Source organism: Psychrobacter sp. AOP7-B1-24, from assembly GCF_052376215.1.
In the GTDB taxonomy this organism is placed as follows: Bacteria; Pseudomonadota; Gammaproteobacteria; order Pseudomonadales; family Moraxellaceae; genus Psychrobacter.
Genome location: NZ_JBQSVL010000016.1, coordinates 35,720 through 55,653, shown reverse-complemented (window position 1 = coordinate 55,653; position 19,934 = coordinate 35,720). Strand labels below are relative to the sequence as shown.

General features: G+C 42.1%; 17 protein-coding genes. 4 read left to right on the top strand and 13 right to left on the bottom strand.

What is annotated here, in order from left to right; genetic code table 11:
• Positions 1-9: 9 nt before the first annotated feature.
• The 9 genes from ACT3QP_RS05580 to ACT3QP_RS05540 all read right to left on the bottom strand — a co-directional run bounded on the left by ACT3QP_RS05580 (position 10) and on the right by ACT3QP_RS05540 (position 12,259).
• A complete protein-coding gene (locus ACT3QP_RS05580) occupies positions 10-282 on the bottom strand; it encodes a replication initiation protein (protein WP_444524769.1) in 273 nt (90 codons plus the stop codon).
• A gap of 267 nt (positions 283-549) precedes the next feature.
• Positions 550-930, bottom strand: coding sequence for a tetratricopeptide repeat protein (locus tag ACT3QP_RS05575; RefSeq protein ID WP_444524768.1), 381 nt, complete (start codon positions 928-930; stop codon positions 550-552).
• Between the two features lie 539 nt (positions 931-1,469).
• Positions 1,470-3,122, bottom strand: a complete 1,653-nt coding sequence (locus ACT3QP_RS05570) for a BCCT family transporter (RefSeq protein WP_444524767.1) — start codon at positions 3,120-3,122, stop codon at positions 1,470-1,472.
• Positions 3,123-3,265: 143 nt separating this feature from the next.
• Positions 3,266-4,507 carry a PQQ-dependent sugar dehydrogenase gene (locus ACT3QP_RS05565; protein WP_444524766.1) on the bottom strand — a complete coding sequence of 414 codons (1,242 nt, stop codon included), beginning with the start codon at positions 4,505-4,507 and terminating at the stop codon, positions 3,266-3,268.
• A gap of 176 nt (positions 4,508-4,683) precedes the next feature.
• Entirely contained in the window at positions 4,684-7,281 is a 2,598-nt protein-coding gene (gene clpB / locus ACT3QP_RS05560) for an ATP-dependent chaperone ClpB (protein ID WP_444524765.1), read from the bottom strand.
• Positions 7,282-7,655: 374 nt separating this feature from the next.
• The gene (locus ACT3QP_RS05555) at positions 7,656-8,237 is read right to left on the bottom strand and encodes a L,D-transpeptidase family protein (protein WP_444524764.1); all 582 of its coding nucleotides are present in this window, start codon (positions 8,235-8,237) and stop codon (positions 7,656-7,658) included.
• A 125-nt stretch (positions 8,238-8,362) separates the two neighbouring features.
• Positions 8,363-9,154, bottom strand: coding sequence for an SDR family NAD(P)-dependent oxidoreductase (locus ACT3QP_RS05550; RefSeq protein ID WP_444524763.1), 792 nt, complete (start codon positions 9,152-9,154; stop codon positions 8,363-8,365).
• Positions 9,155-9,262: 108 nt separating this feature from the next.
• On the bottom strand, positions 9,263-10,966 hold the full coding sequence (locus ACT3QP_RS05545; protein ID WP_444524762.1) for an AMP-binding protein: 1,704 nt from the start codon (positions 10,964-10,966) through the stop codon (positions 9,263-9,265).
• A 183-nt stretch (positions 10,967-11,149) separates the two neighbouring features.
• A complete protein-coding gene (locus ACT3QP_RS05540; RefSeq protein WP_444524761.1) occupies positions 11,150-12,259 on the bottom strand; it encodes a DNA topoisomerase IB in 1,110 nt (369 codons plus the stop codon).
• Between the two features lie 181 nt (positions 12,260-12,440).
• Here ACT3QP_RS05540 and ACT3QP_RS05535 point away from each other — a divergent pair, with 181 nt between their 5' ends.
• A complete protein-coding gene (locus tag ACT3QP_RS05535) occupies positions 12,441-12,893 on the top strand; it encodes a GNAT family N-acetyltransferase (RefSeq protein WP_444524760.1) in 453 nt (150 codons plus the stop codon).
• Between the two features lie 126 nt (positions 12,894-13,019).
• Here ACT3QP_RS05535 and ppnP read toward each other — a convergent pair whose 3' ends face one another.
• From ppnP to ACT3QP_RS05520, 3 genes are all read right to left on the bottom strand, one after another.
• Positions 13,020-13,304, bottom strand: coding sequence for a pyrimidine/purine nucleoside phosphorylase (ppnP, locus tag ACT3QP_RS05530; RefSeq protein WP_444524759.1), 285 nt, complete (start codon positions 13,302-13,304; stop codon positions 13,020-13,022).
• 36 nt (positions 13,305-13,340) lie between these two features.
• Positions 13,341-14,436, bottom strand: a protein-coding gene (gene prfB / locus ACT3QP_RS05525; RefSeq protein ID WP_192520602.1) for a peptide chain release factor 2 whose coding sequence is annotated in 2 segments (ribosomal slippage) — positions 13,341-14,363 and positions 14,365-14,436 — 1,095 coding nt in all. Because the reading frame shifts where the segments join, the coding sequence is not laid out codon by codon here.
• Between the two features lie 159 nt (positions 14,437-14,595).
• Positions 14,596-15,297 carry an HAD family hydrolase gene (locus ACT3QP_RS05520; protein ID WP_444524758.1) on the bottom strand — a complete coding sequence of 234 codons (702 nt, stop codon included), beginning with the start codon at positions 15,295-15,297 and terminating at the stop codon, positions 14,596-14,598.
• A 234-nt stretch (positions 15,298-15,531) separates the two neighbouring features.
• Between ACT3QP_RS05520 and ACT3QP_RS05515 the strand changes: the two genes are divergently transcribed.
• A complete protein-coding gene (locus ACT3QP_RS05515; RefSeq protein ID WP_444524757.1) occupies positions 15,532-15,996 on the top strand; it encodes a hypothetical protein in 465 nt (154 codons plus the stop codon).
• A 248-nt stretch (positions 15,997-16,244) separates the two neighbouring features.
• Here ACT3QP_RS05515 and ACT3QP_RS05510 read toward each other — a convergent pair whose 3' ends face one another.
• Positions 16,245-16,784 (bottom strand): gamma carbonic anhydrase family protein, encoded by a 540-nt coding sequence (locus tag ACT3QP_RS05510; RefSeq protein WP_444524756.1) that lies wholly within the window; start codon positions 16,782-16,784, stop codon positions 16,245-16,247.
• 724 nt (positions 16,785-17,508) lie between these two features.
• On the opposite strand from ACT3QP_RS05510, the gene carA reads away from it, so the two are divergent.
• Together carA and ACT3QP_RS05500 are read left to right on the top strand one after the other, a co-directional pair.
• Positions 17,509-18,750, top strand: a complete 1,242-nt coding sequence (gene carA / locus ACT3QP_RS05505; RefSeq protein ID WP_444524755.1) for a glutamine-hydrolyzing carbamoyl-phosphate synthase small subunit — start codon at positions 17,509-17,511, stop codon at positions 18,748-18,750.
• A 3-nt stretch (positions 18,751-18,753) separates the two neighbouring features.
• Positions 18,754-19,569, top strand: coding sequence for a hypothetical protein (locus ACT3QP_RS05500; RefSeq protein WP_444524754.1), 816 nt, complete (start codon positions 18,754-18,756; stop codon positions 19,567-19,569).
• The last annotated feature ends 365 nt before the right edge of the window (positions 19,570-19,934 follow it).

Genomic DNA, 19,934 nt, shown 5'->3' with positions numbered 1-19,934 from the left:
GGTCTGAGATCAACGAATTCTGCTAAATAACTCCGCTGCTTTTGTCCATACTTCGGTACGCCAATGCTCATGCATCGGGTTTTTGGTGATGCAGAAGTTGGTATAGCCGGTATCTGCTCTTGTCTCTCTGACAAGTCCTGCTTGTATCTTAGCGAGATAGTCTAAGGCTTTACGACTGCCATGCTCACTGGTGCAAACAGGCGTTTTTAGCTTATAGACAATGTGAGTGTGTCCGTTTGAAGGGTTTTGGCTTGGGACGAATGACAAGAATGCCCAAATCATCGGTGCAATAAGGCTTATGAGAGAGGTTTTCGTATATTTCAGGTAGTATTAACATCACGCACACTTGTGTTGGTGCGTTTGCTGATAGAAAATGACCGTTCGAATATGGTGGGTTTTATATCTGCTGACACAGATTAAAATTCATCTAACCCCTAGTGTTGGTAGCACTGGGGGTTAGTCGTTTCTAGCACTTGAGTTTACGCTTTCATCTTTGTTTCATCAATTAGCAAGTTCCTCGCAAAGCCGTGCTATTTGAGACTCAGCACTCTATCTTTGATTTAACATTCGATAACTATCACAACTAGCTTGTTCCCCATTATCACAAGCTATACCAAACCATTCTTTGGCAGTCGCTGTATTTTGACGAACACCTTTACCTTCGTAGTACATCATTCCAAGTCTAAATTGAGCAATTCTATGTTCTTGGTAGGCTGCTTTTTCAAACCACTGCGCAGCCTTGGAATAATCCTGACGTACACCTTCACCTGTTTCATACATCGAACCCAGAATAAAGTGAGCGAAGCCATTTCCTTGATTAGCCAATCGTTGAACTTGATTAAAGTCCAAAGCCATCGCTGAAACAGAAAACATAGCAGCGACTAAAAGGAGGGGTACTTTGCTAATAAATGGGATTTTGAACAGTGGCATAGCGGATCTCTATAGATAGATTTTCAGGACATACATTTGTGCGTTATTGCCATGATAGCAGAGATATTTTAGAGCAACCTACTAAGTGACTTTCCACCCCTATTTCCATTTACAATAATCCACCTTTATATCAGCAGGCATTTAATCTAAACGGCAGTTACACAGAATTCGGGATGGGCTCAGATATTTCATGTACCTCAGGGCTTTTTACGACTTATATCAACCCTCTAATTAGGGCGTGTTGAACATTCAAATGTTAGGACTGCTGATCGCTAAAATTGCACCAAACTAGGCGCAAACCGACGATAATATCGAGATCTTAGCTAGGCTTGCAACAACGTTTGGGGTGATTTTAGCATCAGCCCTTCGGGGCAGTACTCTTTTTTGCCAATATATGGCGAAATTGTTTCACCTAGAATGACTAGGCATCAAAAATTTCACTGCATATTGTCTAAAAAATAGTCACTGCCAGCACCACATTTGAATGTTCAACACGCCCTAATAATATCTTCTGCAAGAATTATCAATTATTTTGATGGTTAATCACCTTTTACAATCTTAGGTGGTCCTTTTAATAAGTGCTCGTCAGCAAACTCATCTGCCGAGTTATGATCTGCGGACTCTTCAGTAATAAAGTGCTGCTGCGCTCTATACAATATTAATCTATCTCGACTCAAACCACGCAGTAACGCATACATCATTGCAAATATAACCAAAGCAAATGGTAAACCTGCTACGATCGCAGCCGCTTGCAAGGCCTTTAAGCCACCCGCCGCAAGTAAAACAGCTGCAATGACACCTTCCGTACTCGCCCAAAATAAGCGTTGGATCTTTGGCGGATTGGTATCACCACCTGCTGTCAGCATATCAATCACAAAACTTGCTGAATCTGATGACGTCACAAACCAAAGTACAATCATCATGACAATCATAAAAGTAATGGGCTGCGCCAATGGATAGTACTCAACCAATTTAAAGATTGCACTACCAAAGTCCGTTTGTACTGCTTCGACCAACCCTGGACTCGCTAGCGCTGGATCGATAGCAGAAAGCAGCTCCATATGGATAGCAACGCCACCAAACGTTGAAAACCAAAAGAATAATATCATCATGGGAATGAGTAAAACCCCAAGAATAAACTCTCTAATCGTACGACCACGGCTAATACGAGCAATGAACACACCGACAAATGGTGCCCAACTTACCCACCATGCCCAATAGAATATCGTCCATGCTGACTGCCAGTTTTCTTGACCTTCATAAGACTCACCCCATAGACCTAGCGGCACAACCACTGAAAGATAATTACCGATGTTTTCTAGAAAGCTGTCAAAGATGAAAAGCGTTGGACCTAGTACAACCATAAAACCAAGCAAAATAGCCGTCAAACCAATATTCACATCGCTTAAACGCTTGATACCCTTGTCCAAGCCCATCATAACAGAGCAAGCTGCAAGCACCGTCACAAAAGCGATTAAAGCGATTTGTATCGTTAGACTATTAGGAACCCCAAATAATCGCTCCAGTCCTGAGTTGATCTGCATCACCCCAAGACCGAGTGAAGTCACCACACCAAACATCGTGCCAAATACCGCCAAGATATCAACGGCATGTCCCCATGGACCATAGATTTTTTTGCCTAATAAAGGGTAAAGCGTCGAGCGAATTGATAATGGTAATCCACGGCGAAAATGAAAATAAGCCAATGCTAATGCTACGATCGTATAAACCGCCCACGCATGTAGACCCCAATGCAAAAAAGTAATGTTCATCGCTTGCTTAGCGGCAGTGATAGTTTCAGCTTTGCCAAGAGGTGGTGCCATAAAGTGATATAGCGGCTCAGCCGTACCCCAATAGACCAGCCCGATACCAATACCAGCTGAAAACAGCATGCCAATCCATGAAAATAGACTGTATTGCGGCGCTTCAGTCTGAGCACCTAGACGAATATCACCATAACGACTCATGGCCAAATAAATACAAAGTACTAGAGCCACATTGACCAGAATAATGAAGAACCAACCAAACTTATCCGTAATAAAGTCTTGTAAAAAACTGAATAACGTTCCAGCCGTCTCGGTAAAGAATGCACCAAAAATAATGAATGCAATAATAAGTAGTGCAGAAACCATAAAAACAGGCTTACTTACCCGTGGAAAAGGGCCTAACCTGTCAACCTTAACATGATCCATTTGTCTATTAACCTTTACTTTTTAGAGCGGTAACCTTAACAAGTTAGCTAATAACTATCAAATTTATCCAATTACTTACACGTTCATCATTGACTGACACAAGTCTCAACGTGTCTGATTATTAGGGTCTAAGCCACGTCTTTTTACTGCGGTGACAATCGTAATAAGCCACTCTCTTTACCATCTTCTAACACCCAAACACTACCATCTACCGCCAGTACACTCCGAACACGCTCACCCATATCATATCGGTAACGTTCAAATGCCGTGTTGTCATCATTGATAGCAACGACAATCAGCGATTGGGAGGACAAACCGCTGATCAGCATACTGTTTTGCCATGCTGGAAAGTCATTATGCGTACCCGAAGAGTAGCTGCTCATCGATGAGGGTGATATAACCGGTGTCCATGTAATCTTAGGTGCCTCAAATTCAGGACGAGTACTATGATCAGGAATATCAGTACCTGAATAATTACGACCATTAGAGACAATCGGCCATCCATAGTTCTTACCTTTTTCAATCAAGTTAAATTCATCACCACCTCTTGGACCCATTTCATGCGCCCACAACTTACCATTGTCATCGAATACCATACCCAATATATTGCGATGACCTACTGTCCAAAACTGCTTAGCAATGGCGTTCTCATTATTCACAAATGGATTGTCTGTTGGGATAGAACCATCAGCATTTAGACGTATGACTTTACCTAAGTTGACACTCATATCTTGCGCTGGCGTTTTTTCTTGGCGCTCGCCTGAGCTGATGTATAGATACTGTCCATCAGGCGAGAACAAGAGACGATAACTGTAATGACCTTGTCCTTTTACTTTTGGAGACTGCTCCCAGATTGGCGTAATAGCTTGCAAACTTGGTGTGCTGGTATCTGCTCCTGTTAATCTTGCCTTAATAACTTTAGCACCAAATGTATTGCTATCAGCATCCGTCTCAACATAGCTCAAATATATATTATTAGTACGGGCAAAATCTGGTGCAATAATAATATCGCCTAAACCGCCCTGACCACCGTAAGCAACTTTTGGTACGCCAGTGACTGCTGTCTTGGCACCTGTTTCGGTATCGACCACAAATAACTCACCTGTCTTTTGTGTCACTAGTATTTTTTGTGGTTCGTTATCAACCTTAGGTAGGGCTGTCATCGCCCAAGGCTCATCAAAAGTTGCAACTGTTTCAGTGATAAATGTTGGTTTATCACTATTCGTGGACGAATGAGCATCTGAGGTTTTGGCATCTTTATACTCTGCCAACTCTTCATTGCTATTGACTGCTGTCTGATTGGAGCAAGCCGATGTGCTAAACAGCAACGCTGTCATGATTAACGGTAAGGTTAATGGCCTATTTTTCTGTTTTTTATTGCTCATCACCATGTCATCTCCCTTGTTTTATGTTTAACACTTAAACCAGTTATAACATAACCAAAGTATGAAAACGGTAACATAATTATAGCGCACAACAAAAAACCCCTTAATTGCCTATATAAAAAATAAGCAAGTAAGGGGTTGGGTTTTACTCAAAAAACAGTTTAGAGCACTTGGTATTAGCTCACTCTAAGCTTATCAAAAGTCAGTTTGTCATCTGCATCAACATCGACTTTAATGATATCTCCTGCAACAAAATCACCCGCTAATAGCTTCAATGATAATGGATTTTCGATCTCTTGTTGGATAGCACGTTTTAATGGACGTGCACCATACACAGGGTCATAACCGACTGCGACCAGCTTATTCATCGCATCTGCTGATAGCTCGATATCCATCTCACGCTCATGTAGACGTTGACGCAAGCGATCTAATTGAATCGCTGCAATACCTGCCATTTGCGACATACCTAGTGGATGGAATACCACGATTTCATCAATACGGTTAACGAACTCTGGACGGAAGTGCTGCCCGACAGAATCCATGACCTCGGCTTTGATATCATCATAGCTCTCGCCGACCATCTCTTGAATTTTATGCGAGCCCAAATTACTGGTCATAATGATCACAGTGTTTTTGAAATCCACCACCCGACCCTGTGAATCTGTCAAACGTCCATCGTCTAATACTTGCAATAAGATATTAAACACATCAGGATGTGCTTTTTCAACTTCGTCAAACAAAATCACACTATAAGGTTTACGGCGTACCGCTTCCGTCAGGGCACCACCTTCTTCATAACCCACGTATCCTGGAGGCGCACCTACCAAGCGACTGACACTGTGCTTCTCCATGTACTCACTCATGTCGATACGTATAATCGAATCTTCACTATCAAACAAGAAGTTCGCCAATGATTTGGTCAACTCAGTTTTACCAACACCAGTAGGTCCAAGGAATAAGAACGATCCAGATGGACGATTAGGATCAGACAAGCCAGCGCGGCTACGACGTACCGCATTTGCCACGGCTTGCACCGCCTCGTCTTGACCAATCACACGCTCATGGAGCTTTTCTTCCATCTCTAGCATTTTGTCACGTTCGCCTTGCATCATTTTACTGACAGGAATACCTGTCGCAGCAGCAACAACTTCAGCAATCTCATTGTCTGTTACTTTGTTACGCAGCAATTTTATGTTATTACCTTCACCCGTCTGCTCTTTTTGCTCTGCTAAATCAGACTCAGTGATACGACGCTCGAGCTGTGGAATAGTTTCATACTGTAGCTTACTCATGGTCTCGTAGTCGCCTTCACGGCTGGCTTTGTCATAAGCAATACGAGCTTTGTCCAACTCATCCTTTAACTGCTGACTGCCTTTGACTAACGCTTTTTCTGCTTGCCAAACCTCATTAAGATCCGCGTACTCTTTTTCTAACTCTTCAATTTGACTATCAAGCACTTTACGCTCAGCTTGCGCACCAGCATCCTCTTCATTTTTGAGCACTTCACGCTGCATTTTTAGCTGGATCAAACGACTATCAAGCTTACCCAATGCTTCAGGTTTGCTGTCCATCTCCATACGTAAACGACTGGCCGCTTCATCAATCAAGTCAATCGCTTTATCCGGTAACTTACGGTCAGTAATATAGCGATGGCTCATACGTGCCGCCGCAATGATGGCGCTGTCTTGAATATCAACACCGTGATGTAACTCATAGCGCTCTTTTAGCCCCCGCAATATCGCAATGGTGTCTTCTACCGTTGGCTCATCGACCAAGACTTTTTGGAAGCGACGCTCAAGTGCGGCATCTTTTTCGATATATTGGCGATATTCATCCAGTGTCGTCGCTCCAACACAATGCAACTCACCACGTGCTAACGCAGGCTTTAGCATGTTGCCTGCATCCATTGCACCTTCAGATTTACCTGCACCCACCATGGTATGCAGCTCATCTATGAATAAAATGACATTGCCTTCTTGCTTGGCCAAATCACTCAGCACACTTTTGAGACGCTCTTCAAACTCACCGCGGAATTTTGCACCCGCAATCAGAGCACCTAGATCTAACGATAGTACCTCTTTACGGCGTAAACCTTCTGGCACATCACCATTAACAATTTTTTGGGCCAATCCTTCAACGATAGCTGTTTTACCAACACCTGGCTCACCAATCAGTACTGGGTTATTTTTGGTACGACGAGACAACACTTGAATAGTACGGCGAATCTCTTCATCACGACCAATCACTGGATCAAGCTTGCCAAGCTCCGCCTGTTCAGTCAGATTAATGGTATATTTGTTTAGTGCATCACGCTGATCTTCAGCATTTTGATTATTAACGGTGTCATCACCACGTAACTCCTCAATCACTGCTTTCAATTTGCTTGCTGTTACGCCAGCACTTTCAAATATTTTTTTAGTTTCGCCCTGTTCAGACAGTGCCAATATCACCCATTCAGTGGCAATAAAGTCATCACCTTCTTTTTGAGCTTGACGATCGGCTAAATTTAAAATTTTAACCGAGTTTGGATTTAGATTAACATCTCCTGTCGGCTCCGAGATGGTTGCTTGGTTATCAAGTGCCTTTGCCACGCCATTCTTTAAGGCAGGAATAGACGCACCTGCTTGTTGACAGATAGACAAATTGGATTCATCTTGCAGCAATACAGCAAGCAAATGCACAGGATCGATTCCAGTATGATCACGACCTAATGCAAGGCTCTGTGCTTCTTGAATGGCGGATTGCAGTTTTTGGGTAAATTTTTCAAATCTCATATTCGTATCCTCTTATAATTGGTATAGTCAGTCACTTTTCTATCGTTCGCTTATGACTGTTATCTGTCATTTATATAAGGTATATATATAATTATTTCAAGCCAATTATCAAACAAAGCCCTACTATTAGCAATGATATTTACTAAGAGCTATTAATTAATAGGGTTAAAATGTAGTTTTAAGTTCAGATTAACAGTTTTTTAGAAGAAAATATGCAGAATGGTTTGAAAAAGAAAGGTGAATATAAGTATGACAAATAGGGCATTTTGAGCATTCAACGAATTTTATGCCCTATAATTTTTTTAAATTGATTGTATTCTTTAGGGCTGATTGTATTCTGTAGGACTAATCGTATATTGAAAGCGTTCATCGATCTACTCTACAATCTCAATGGCAGTACCAACCTTTACCGCAGCCATAATCTCGTCCATTTCGTTATCAGTAACAGCAATACAGCCGTCCGTCCAATCATACTTCTGATTGATAGAGGCTAAATGACCAAAGCCGTTCATCTGTCCATGAATCATAATATCTCCACCCGGACTGACGCCCAATTGCTGAGCGCGTGCTTTATCGGAAGCATTGGGATAGCTGATGTGAATAGAGCGATGAGCAATAGAGTTTTCGTTTTTGTAATCTAAGGTATAAGTACCAACTGGTGTACGCTGATCACCCTCTTGCTGCTTGTGACCCACTGGACTGTCACCCAATGCAATATGATACGTACGAATCACATCATCGCCACTCAATAATTGCAAACGGCGCTCAGACTTATCAACGAACACTTTATCAATCACCACGTCAGCGATAGGTTGATTGTTTACTTGTTCAAAGGATGTATCACTAGCAGAAGCGCGTGTCATATAATTAAAAGCGATGCTGCTGATAATGGTCACTACCCCAATGCCTATCAAAATAAATAATGAGCGATAAGTATGATTACGCGATAATGCCATGACAAAAACCCCTCTGATATCGATGATTGCAAATAAGCTATCATCGTAATATATCAAAGCTTGTCGCTTGCTAATGTGTAAAGTATATGAAAAATCACACTCACTATGTCATTGAATACAGATCACTACACCATACGAATTGCACCATCTAAGCGGATGACTTCGCCATTGAGATAAGCGTTATCGATAATATGGAGGGCAAGTTTGGCAAATTCATTTGGATTGCCCAAACGCTTAGGATAAGGAACACCTGCCTCTAACTGCCCGCGCGCTTTTTCAGGAATACTGTCCATCATCGGTGTGGCAAACACTCCAGGTGCGATCGTCATCACGCGAATACCATGACGAGCCAGCTCACGTGCTAACGGTAAGGTCAAACCGACCACACCTGCCTTAGATGATGAATAACTGGCTTGCCCGACTTGCCCATCAAAAGCAGCGATGGACGCTGTATTAATGATAATACCTTGATCCGCGTTCTTTTCTACATTGGTATTTGCACTGCTATCACTGACTACGCGCTTAGCAATACTGGCCGCGACCAAACGCGCAACGTTAAACGAGCCGACAAGGTTGATATTAACACCGCGACTGAATGACTCAAGATCAGCAGGGTTGTTATCACGATCGAGCAGTTTCTGTACGACAGCAATACCTGCACAGTTGATCGATCCCTGCAAACCACCGAACGCTTTTTCTGCCAACTCAACAGCTGCTTGCACTTCATCACCACTGGTGACATCACAACGTACAAAACGTGCCCTATCACCCAACTCAGTGACCAATGACTGTCCTGCTGACTCGTTTAGATCAGCGATGACGACATTGCCACCTTGATCGACGATAGCGCGAGCTACTGACTCTCCCAGACCTGACGCACCACCAGTAACTAAAAAGCTGTGTTTTTCAATTTGCATAATTATTCCTTTAATGAGTATTTTTATTGAGCATTTTCTTAAAAAGTTGACGCATTGATACTTAATCTTCAACCCAGTTGCTAAAAGCTATTGTGAACACTGTTGCCACTAAGCCAATGACAAACTACGTAACAAGAAGCGCTGAATTTTTCCACTAGGCGTTTTTGGTAACTCTGTTACAAACTCGACCTCGCGCGGATAAGCATGAGTAGATAGACGTTTGCGTACCAGTTCTTGTATTTCTTTGGTAGTATCATCATTACCAATGATGCCGTCTTTTAGCACCACATAAGACTTGATAGTATGACCACGCACTTTATCTGGTACACCTACCGCTGCCGACTCTGCGACTGCTGCGTGTTCGAGTACCGTGTTTTCGACATCGGTAGGTCCGACGCGATAACCTGCAGTAATGATGATGTCATCATCACGCCCTGAAAACCAATAACTGCCATCACTGTGGCGCTCGACCACATCACCTGTCAAATAGTAGTCACCTACAAAGGCTTGTTTTTCATTCCAACTATAACCGCGGAAATAAAACGCAGGTGACTGACTGACAACGACTGCTAACTGCCCTTGTTCACCATCAGGCAATACATTCATATCATCATCTAATACCACTAGTGTATGCCCTGGTAGCGCCATACCCATTGATCCATTAGGGCACTCATGTGCTAATGCATGATGTGCGCAGCAAGTCATACCAGTTTCTGTTTGTCCATATTGGTCTTTTACTTGACACTCTAGATAGGTTTCAACCCAGTTGACAACTTCTGTATTCAATGTCTCGCCTGCCGAATTGGCACAACGTAAAGACAGCTTGCTGGTGATATCGTCACGATCGTCCTCAAATACACCGCTAGATTTCATCATGCGAAAGGCTGTTGGTGAAGAGGCCGAATTGGTAATCTGATGGCGAACCATAAAGTCACGCGTATTAATCGCGTCAAACCCCGCTTCATTAAAATAAGTCGTGATGCCCAGTAGTAAAGGCCCTGTGATAGCATAGTACAAGCCATATGCCCAACCTGGATCTGCCATGTTCCAATATTGATCATCTTCGCGTAGGTCGATGGCGTAGCGCATATATAAATAAAAAGCAGACAATGCCGCTAACGGCACGCTGACACCTTTTGACTTACCTACCGTACCAGAGGTAAACATTTGCAAGAATGGTGCATCGGTATTAAGCGACACAGGTTCTAAAGTTTTTGACTGCGCTGACATTGATTCAGCATAATGCTCATCACCCCAAGTCTGAGAATCCACAGCGCTACCCACCAATACCATTTTGGTTTGCTCAGCCAAATCTTCAAACTTGTCACGGTTTTCTTGATTGGTAAAAACAACTTTGGTATTCGCTTTGTCCATTCGATATTTAAGCGAATCATAACCAAAGGCAGTAAATAACGGTTGATAAACTGCGCCAATACGCCACGTTGCTAATACAACGATGAGCAACTCAGGTGTGCGTGGTAACATGGTTGCAACTTGGTCACCAACCTGTACGCCATAAGACAGTAATAAATTAGCGACTTGCGCACTCGCTATATCTAGCTCAGCAAAGCTCATACGAGTCACCTTGCTGGTAGTATCTTCATGCACCAGCGCGATGTTATCGCCGCGACCATCACGTACGTGACGACCACAGCATGCCATATAAGCGTTTAATCGATCATCGATATGCTTGCCAAATATTTCTGACAGCAGCGATTCCATATCAAAATTGTTATAGTAATCGGTATAGTTTTTTGGTGCGCTGGTCGCGCCTACGTCAATAATCGTAGGAGTTTGAAAGGTAGTGTTCATAAGCTAATCCTTTAGCAATAACAGGTAAAATGGTGTTTATGATTGTAAAACGGTCCCATCCTGTAGACCATTTAATATCTTCGTATTTATCATGTCTTATTAGTAACGCATTTTTAATTTTATTTCAATACATAACGTATCATTTTTATAAATCAGTAATTTATGTCTTATAACTAGCTCCATCTAAATACTAAGAAAACCAAGCAGTGCTTTTTCTTCACAACTTTGATGCTCTTTAGTGCGCCCGCGACGGTATTTTTTGTAGCTATTAAAAAATTGCCCTGCCAAAAACCGCTCAATAATAATTGGATGAATATAAGAGGCGCGGCAAACTGTTGGCGTGTTGCCTAGCTCTTTTGCCACATTTTTTACCATATCGACAACCAACTGCTGGCGCTCGGCGCTTTTAGGCTCAGTGGCTAATGTGTCTTTTCCAGCCATCGTTTGTAGCTCATCATATAAGTAGCTTGCGGCAAGCACACTGGCCATCCATGTGCGAAAATCCTTGGCACTATAAATATTGCTATTGCCATCACACATATGAGTGCGTATATAATCATTGATATCGGCACTATCGACGACTTGCTTATGACCGTCTTCGTCCAAATATTTAAAAATCTGATAACCCGGTAACTCAGAACAAGCCTGTACAATGTCTATCAGGCGCTCATCTTGCAGCTCAATATGATGCTCTTTAGCACTTTTTCCGACAAAATCAAACGCCAGTCCATTGTCCGTTTCGCTCACGTGTTTACTTCTAAGAGTACTCAGACCATAGCTTTTATTTAGCTTGGCATAACGACTATTACCCACACGGATTAATGTGGTTTCTAACAACCTAATCACCGCTGCGAGAACATTAGCGCGTGACAATGACGCAGCCTCCAAATCCACCTCAACCTGAGCGCGTAGAGTGGGCAGCGCCTCGGCAAAGCCAATCATCGCATCGAATTTGGCCCGATCACGTACGCGATTCCATTCTGGATGATACAGATATTGCTTGCGCGACTTGTCATCACGCCCTGTCGATTGCAGATGCCCTTTTTCATCTTGACATATCCACACCTCTGACCACATCGGTGGTATAACCAACGCATCAAAACGCTTGCGCAGCGCCCTATCTTTCACCGTCTTGCCAGCGGCATCTTTGTAAGTAAAGCCGCGACCCCAGCGCCGACGCGTAAACCCAGGCTCATCATCGCTAACATAACGCAAATTCGCCAAACGAGCCAAATGTTCGTAGTCATGGCATGCATCTATGTCTGTATCTGTCTGATGATTTGCCTGAACCATAAAATTATCCGTCTTATAAACTAGTCGTTTTAGCATAATTAATGACGGCTATTTTTACTGTTTGCTTGGCGCAGAGAATGTGTAAGGCTCTGTAAAATTGAGCGGATGGCAGGGTTATCAATGATGAGTTATTAAGTCATCATTGATAACCCTATTCATTAATCGATCTGAGTAAAGCATTATGAAAAACCCTTCTATAATAATCACTCCGTTGTCCAATGCTGATTACGCTAACTGGTTAGATTTGTGGCAACGTTATTTGACATTCTATGAGACCAGTTTGCCCATGAGCACAACTGATACTACATGGCGCAACTTACTAGATAGCAACGTGGCTATTTATGGTTTTGCCGCATGGCAGGATACTACGTTGATAGGTATCACCCATGTGGTGCTGCATCCCAATACATGGGATACCACGGAATGTTGTTATTTAGAAGACCTATACGTTAATGAGTCTGTTCGTGGACAAGGTGTCGGGCGCGCATTAATTGAACAAGTATATGACTTTGCCCGCCAGCAAAACTGCAACCGTGTGTATTGGACAACGCAAGAAGGCAATACAACCGCGCGCAACCTGTATGACACCATTGCCACTCAAACTAATATGGTGCAGTATCGTAAAAACTTATGACTTATCTCTTCTCTCTTATGATTAAACATGAATGAGCAAGTAATAAATGAACCAAATAAAAACGCCAAGCATTGGATGCTTGGCGTTTTCTTATTCAGACCATTTTAGATTAAAAAATCTTAAATATTATTTACCATAGACACATAAGTAAGCGGTTTCTACTGCTACTTTTACTTGGAATTTTTGATTGGCTTCAACCGTAAACTGCTCGCTAGCGTTAAAAGTCTGCCACTCGTTAGCTTCTGGTAATTTAACGGTCAACGCGCCACTTACCACGCTCATGGTTTCGAACTCACTGGTACCAAACTCATACTCACCAATTTCCATAACACCGACAGTCGCAGGCTTAGTTGCTGTCTGAAAGGCAATAGAAGTCACTTTATCATCAAAATAATTATTAACGCTTAGCATAATTTTCCTTAATTAAATATTGGTTACTATTTTATTTTACAATCCTGCTTTTAGACTGGCTTCGATAAACTGATCGAGGTCACCATCTAGCACAGAACCAGTGTTAAAGGTCTCGACACCGGTACGCAAGTCTTTGATACGCGAATCATCGAGCACGTACGAGCGAATCTGACTGCCCCAGCCCACATCAGACTTATTATCTTCAACGGCTTGCTGTTTTTCCATGCGCTTTTGCATCTCAAGCTCATACAATTTAGCACGTAGCATTTTCATAGCGGTGGCTTTGTTACCATGTTGGCTACGCTCGTTCTGACAAGTCACGACGACACCGCTTGGCTCATGGGTGATACGTACCGCAGAATCTGTGGTGTTCACATGCTGACCACCCGCACCAGATGAGCGATAAGTATCGATACGCAAATCAGCCGGATTAATATCAATATCGACATTGTCGTCAATTTCAGGTGACACAAACACCGCAGCAAATGAGGTATGACGACCATTATTACTATCAAATGGTGACTTACGGACTAAACGATGCACACCGATCTCGGTACGCAACCAACCAAAAGCATAATCGCCTTTGATCTCAATCGTGGCTGACTTGATACCAGCGACGCTACCTGATGATACTTCAATGACATCAACCTTGAAGTCATGCGCTTCTGCCCAGCGGGTATACATACGCAGCAGCATCTCTGCCCAGTCTTGCGCCTCAGTACCACCGCTACCTGATTGAATATCCAAGTAGCAGTTGTTTGGATCCATCTCACCACTGAACATCCGGCGAAACTCTAAATCTGCCACTCGCTCTTCAGCGCTATCAAGTTCGCCCTGCACATCAGCAAGCAACGACTCGTCTTCTGCTTCTACTGCCAGCTCTAACATAGCAGACGCATCTTCTAGCGTGGTTTCAAGAGAGACTACCACATCGATGACACCATCTAAATGACTTTTTTCTTTGTTAATTTTGGTCGCGCGCTCTGGATCGTTCCATAGCTCGGGGTTTTCTAATTCTAAATTGACTTCTTCTAAGCGTTCTTGCTTACCGTCGAAGTCAAAGATACCTCCGCAAGTCCTGCCCACGCTCAGATAAGTCTTTGATTTTTTCTTGATACGGATTGATTTCCATAAGTGTTCCTGTACTTTTTTGATAAAAATAAATATCTAAATGATATGCCACTATTTTAAATGAGATTGACACTGAATAGTTGGCTAATTATTGCCTATACTCATTGCTGACTATAATGGCTGCGACCCATAGTTATTACTGACTATGCATAGATGCTGCCTAAATCGACCAATCCTCTACTGCCCAACGATGGGCTAACGCATGAGCATGCAGCGCCTCATCAGGTGAGACGCAGATAGCGATATCCGCCCACTCAAGTAGCGGAATGTCATTTTTAGAATCCGAATACGCATACGTTTTTTCAAAGGTCACGCCAGCCAATTGCTGCTTACTCACCCACTTGTCTAGATGATATATCTTACCTTCTTTAAAGTTGGGCTTGTCCGCTAATTTACCCGTATAACGCTCGTTTTCTATCTCGAGCGGCGTCGATAACACGTTGGCGGAGTCGATACCAAAACGTTTGGCAATAGCAGAGACCACAAAGTCGTTAGTAGCAGAAATAATCACTACAGCATGCCCCTTTTCAACATGCTGGCACAACACCTCCATCGCTTTTGGCCGAATATGCGGCTCAATTTCACGCTTAATATAATCCTCACGCAGCTCATGCAACCGTGCCAACGGCAAGGTAGTCAAAAACTGGGCGACAAACTCATTGTACTCTGTCGCGTCAAGTGTACCTTCGATATAATCCTGATAAAACTTCTGATTGGCCGTGCGATACTGTGCCTCATCGACCAGACCATTATTGACGATATACTCACCCCATAGATAGTCGCTATCGACATCGAGTAACGTGTGATCTAAATCAAATAACGCCAGTTCTTTTTGAGTGTTTTGGACAGTAGACGGTTGCATAGTAAAGCCTTATTATTTTTTGAAAAATTTGATAGTGAGTAGAATTGATTATAATTAAAGGTTATATCGACTGTGTTTTAGCTAAAGCCTTTAATATAGTCGGTTTTTTGGATATAACATTTATTCGGTAAATTTTGAGAAGTCTACTGTTTGCCAGACAAAATTGTGCTAAATTATTTATTCAGCTTACTTTATAAGACATACCACGACCTTAATAAGCAACCCGAGAACCTTATGAAAGCGTATCATAACAAAACCGACTTATTTAGTAGATCACAAATTAACAAGGTGCATCGCCCTGCTCGCTCGATTAAAGAAATCAGACAGCGTCAGTTGGGAGATGCTTATCAATCGCCTTGGGATCGCCTAGTTCATGCCCTCTTAAACGGCTTGATGTATGGCTTTGGTGGATTGCTTATCGACGTGGTCATTGTTGTCGTTCGTTCAATAGCTGATATCGGTAATGGTGAGATTTTTTGGTTATTCACCCCTTTTATGTTGGTACTTGGGGTAATCATTGGGTTAGTCGTTGGTAAAAACGCAGGGGCCGAGAGCGTTAATGCACTACATATCGATGAAACTGCTGACCATAACCCTTATCTCGATGACACCTCTATCAATCATGATATTTTTCGCGGTTTAATCGTTGGTATCGCTATCTTTGCCATTATCTGGCTCGCTATGATGTTTATCATGTGACGTTACTCTCATGGCAATAGATAAAGGATAAAAAATACAGAGGATGACATCCTATACGCTCATCCTCGGATCTTTATTTATCACTCAGTGCTATAGGCGATCCGCTATAAAATAAATACAGCGATACGGGTTACATTTTTCGCAGCCTCTGTCTGCGTAGGCACAGCAAGCAAGAAAAATGTATCTCTGTATCGCGTGGTTATATTTGTATCTCTTTTATTTAGGACTGACTATACATCTACTGGTTGCTATTCATCAGGCATTGCGATTTCTTTTAATCCCGTTTTGAATTTTTGACAACGCTCTGCATAATGCACCGCCGAAAGTTTCAACATCGCTGCTTGCTCATCGGTTAAGGTCTTTACTACTTTTGCCGGTGCGCCCATGACCAATGAATTATCTGGAATAACTTTGCCCTCTGTGACCAACGCTTTGGCACCAATGATACAGTTTTTGCCAATCTTGGCATTATTCAATATCACTGCACCAATACCAATCAAACTGTTATCACCAACCTCACAGCCGTGCAGCATCGCTAAATGTCCGATAGTGACATAATTACCGATTTTTACTTCGATACCTGCGTCAGTATGAATCACACTGTTTTCTTGTACATTACTGTAGTCACCAATATGAATGCGTTCATTGTCACCGCGCAGCACTGCACCAAACCAAATATTGGCTTGATGCCCTAAATACACATCACCAATGACTTGCGCAGAATCTGCCACCCAACCTTTAAAGGGTACAGCAAACTCAGGCACCTTGTCTAAATATTGATAAATCATAACTGCTCCTTGTTATCGTTTTTTATGCCAACCAAATAGTGTCAAGTGGTTGTGTCTCTGTTATTTAAGACTGACTACAATCAAAAAATTCTAAAGTGAGTACAAGTGACATATCCAAGGAGGCTAACACCATAGACATTTAGCCATTCTCTGACTTTTGCTCATTATAGATAGGTAACGAGATAGCCCTCATTCTATATCAGTCAATAATGCCCTCTATTGTGGCAAAGCTGTCTATCAAAATCTAGCATTATCGGTAGTGGCACTCAATCAAAAAAGCATTTTTATACGCAAACTGTTTTATGCAGATATAGGCATCAACTTGTAGAAAGCTCATCTTGATAAAGGTTGTTTCTTAGTACAAAAATTTCTTGCCATCAGACATGACTTAACATGCGTTTATGAGCGCTTTGTAGTTTAATACAGACTACATTATATATTTATCGAAAATTAGCAAACTACGCGCTACAACTTAGCAAATCGACTGGCTATTCTAGCGTATATTGTATATAATGCGCAAAATCTGTGCCTAAGCGAGCGGACATGATGCAAGTTACCTATTCACTATCTAGTGGGTTTTGTAGTTTCCATCAATAATGTCTTCTCGCTTTTTTATGGAAAAATTTTAGATTTTCTTGTTTCTTTATGCAAATATTAAGACATAGAAATTTAAAGTTTAACCATAAAAAACCATAGCACTAACCAATAACAGCGGAGGCAACCCTTGAATTCATCGGCAGAAGTACAAGCAATTTTGGCATTAGCAGACGGTACGATTTTTCGCGGTGTGAGTATCGGTAGTCTCGGTCATCGTGTCGGTGAGGTGGTATTTAATACAGCCATGACAGGGTATCAAGAAATATTAACCGACCCAAGCTACGCACGTCAGCTCGTGACCCTCACCTATCCGCACATTGGTAATACAGGGACCAATAGCGAGGACACAGAATCTGGTAATGGTCATCAAGTCTGGGCAGACGGTCTTATTATCCGTGATGCGACAATGGTTACCTCAAACTTCCGTAACTCAGAATCACTGAGCGACTACCTACAAAAGAATGATACCGTCGCAATCGCTGAGATTGACACTCGTCAATTAACTCGTTTATTACGTGATAAAGGTGCTCAAAACGGTTGTATCATGACAGCATCAAATGGCGATACCATCAGTGCAGAAGATGAGCAACAAGCCATTAAGCTGGCGCAAGAGTTTGCTGGTATCGAAGGTATGGACTTGGCAAAAGAATGCTGTACTAAAGAAAAATTCGAATGGACAGCAGGTACGTGGGACTTATCAGACACCCTACTTAACCGTGATATAGCTGGCAGCCATGATAGCGGCACGGGCGGATTCTTTAAGCAGCTTGGCACTCATATCGATGCCAAATACAATGTCGTTGCTTATGACTTCGGGACCAAAACCAATATCTTACGCATGCTCGTTGACCGCGGTTGTCACGTAACAGTCGTACCAGCCCAAACGCCTATTGCAGACGTGCTAGCGTTAAACCCAGATGGCATCTTCTTATCAAACGGTCCTGGTGATCCTGCTGCTTGTGACTATGCTATCGATGCGGTGCGTCACATCATTGAAGAAACCAATGTTCCTACTTTTGGTATCTGTTTGGGTCATCAGCTGGTCGGTCTGGCTAGCGGTGCAAATACCATCAAAATGAAAACGGGCCATCATGGTGCCAACCATCCAGTACAAGATGTGGCAGCTGGCACGGTTATGATTACCAGTCAAAACCATGGTTTCGCGGTTGATGAAGACACGCTACCTGATAACGTTAAATCTACCCATCGCTCATTGTTCGATGGTACTAACCAAGGTATCGAGCTGACCAACAAGCCAGTATTTAGCTTCCAAGGTCATCCAGAAGCTAGCCCTGGTCCACACGACTGCGCGCCATTGTTTGATAAGTTTGCTGAGATGATTGCAGCGGCTAAAACGGCAAAGGCTTAAATAATGAAGAGTAATAACAGTAAATTACGATTTCGCTTTTTGAACTATACTGTTATTACTTTTGCTTTATCAATGGCTACTAGTCACGCTGCAGTAGCAGATTCATGTACAGCTATTGATACAGACTTAGCAGCGCATTATAAGTCTATGGAAAATTATTCTAATTATTATGGAGATAATAATTGGAATTTATTCAAAAAAGCGACAGCTGACTTTCATGATGCAGTTGCAAGCTATATGAGTTTACCTAATAGTATGTCTTGTGAGCTGAACCTTGCTAGTGCTACTGGGGTAAATATTAAGACCTCAGCAGATGGCAAGTTTCGCACCGTATCATGGGATGAACTCAATGGCGGCACCATGCATCATTTTAATGGCTTCATTCAATACCAAGGTAAACAGTCAGTACATGTTTTAACCAATGCAATAGATCAGCAAGTTTGGGAGTTACAAACTGTTAAATTGCCTAAAAATGATAAAGGGCAACGCACTATATATATGTTGATTGAGCACGGTATTTATTCAAATATTGCTCACACTGAAGCTCTGACACTATACGAAATAGAAGACGATAAGCTGTTATATCCTAATCTTATTCAGACTTCCTCACAAACTACAAATACGCTTGGGTTTGGTTATAGTGCTAATTCTCCAGATGGACCTATGAAAATGCCGTTCTTTCATTACGATCCTAAGGACAAAGTCATCAGCTTTCCAGTTGTGATCGAGTCAGAAGAATACATATACGGTGAGATGACCACACGTTTGATCAAATATCAATTTAAAGACGGGTTGTTTAAGAAGTTGTTCAGCCACTAGAAAATATCTAGATTTTTTAAATATACAGTTACGGCTTAACAATGTTTAAAAGTGTTGTTCAAAGTGAAAATTTGCTAAATACGTGGTTTATAGTTACGTAGGCCTCGTTCCTGTTGAAATTACTAGGAGTAAATTCACCATGATAAATTACTCTTTCATCGATGAGCTGGTTTCTGCAATAAAGAACAATGATATAAATAATCTCGATTCAGATTTTTATGGGTGATTACAACAACAAAACCTACCCTCTGCTTACAATGATTTTATGAATAGTGAAAAAATTTTTCTTGCTCAAGCGTTAGTGGTTATGACTATGGACAATAATAAAAAATTTTCAGTAATTATGTTTTCTTTCCTTTATAACG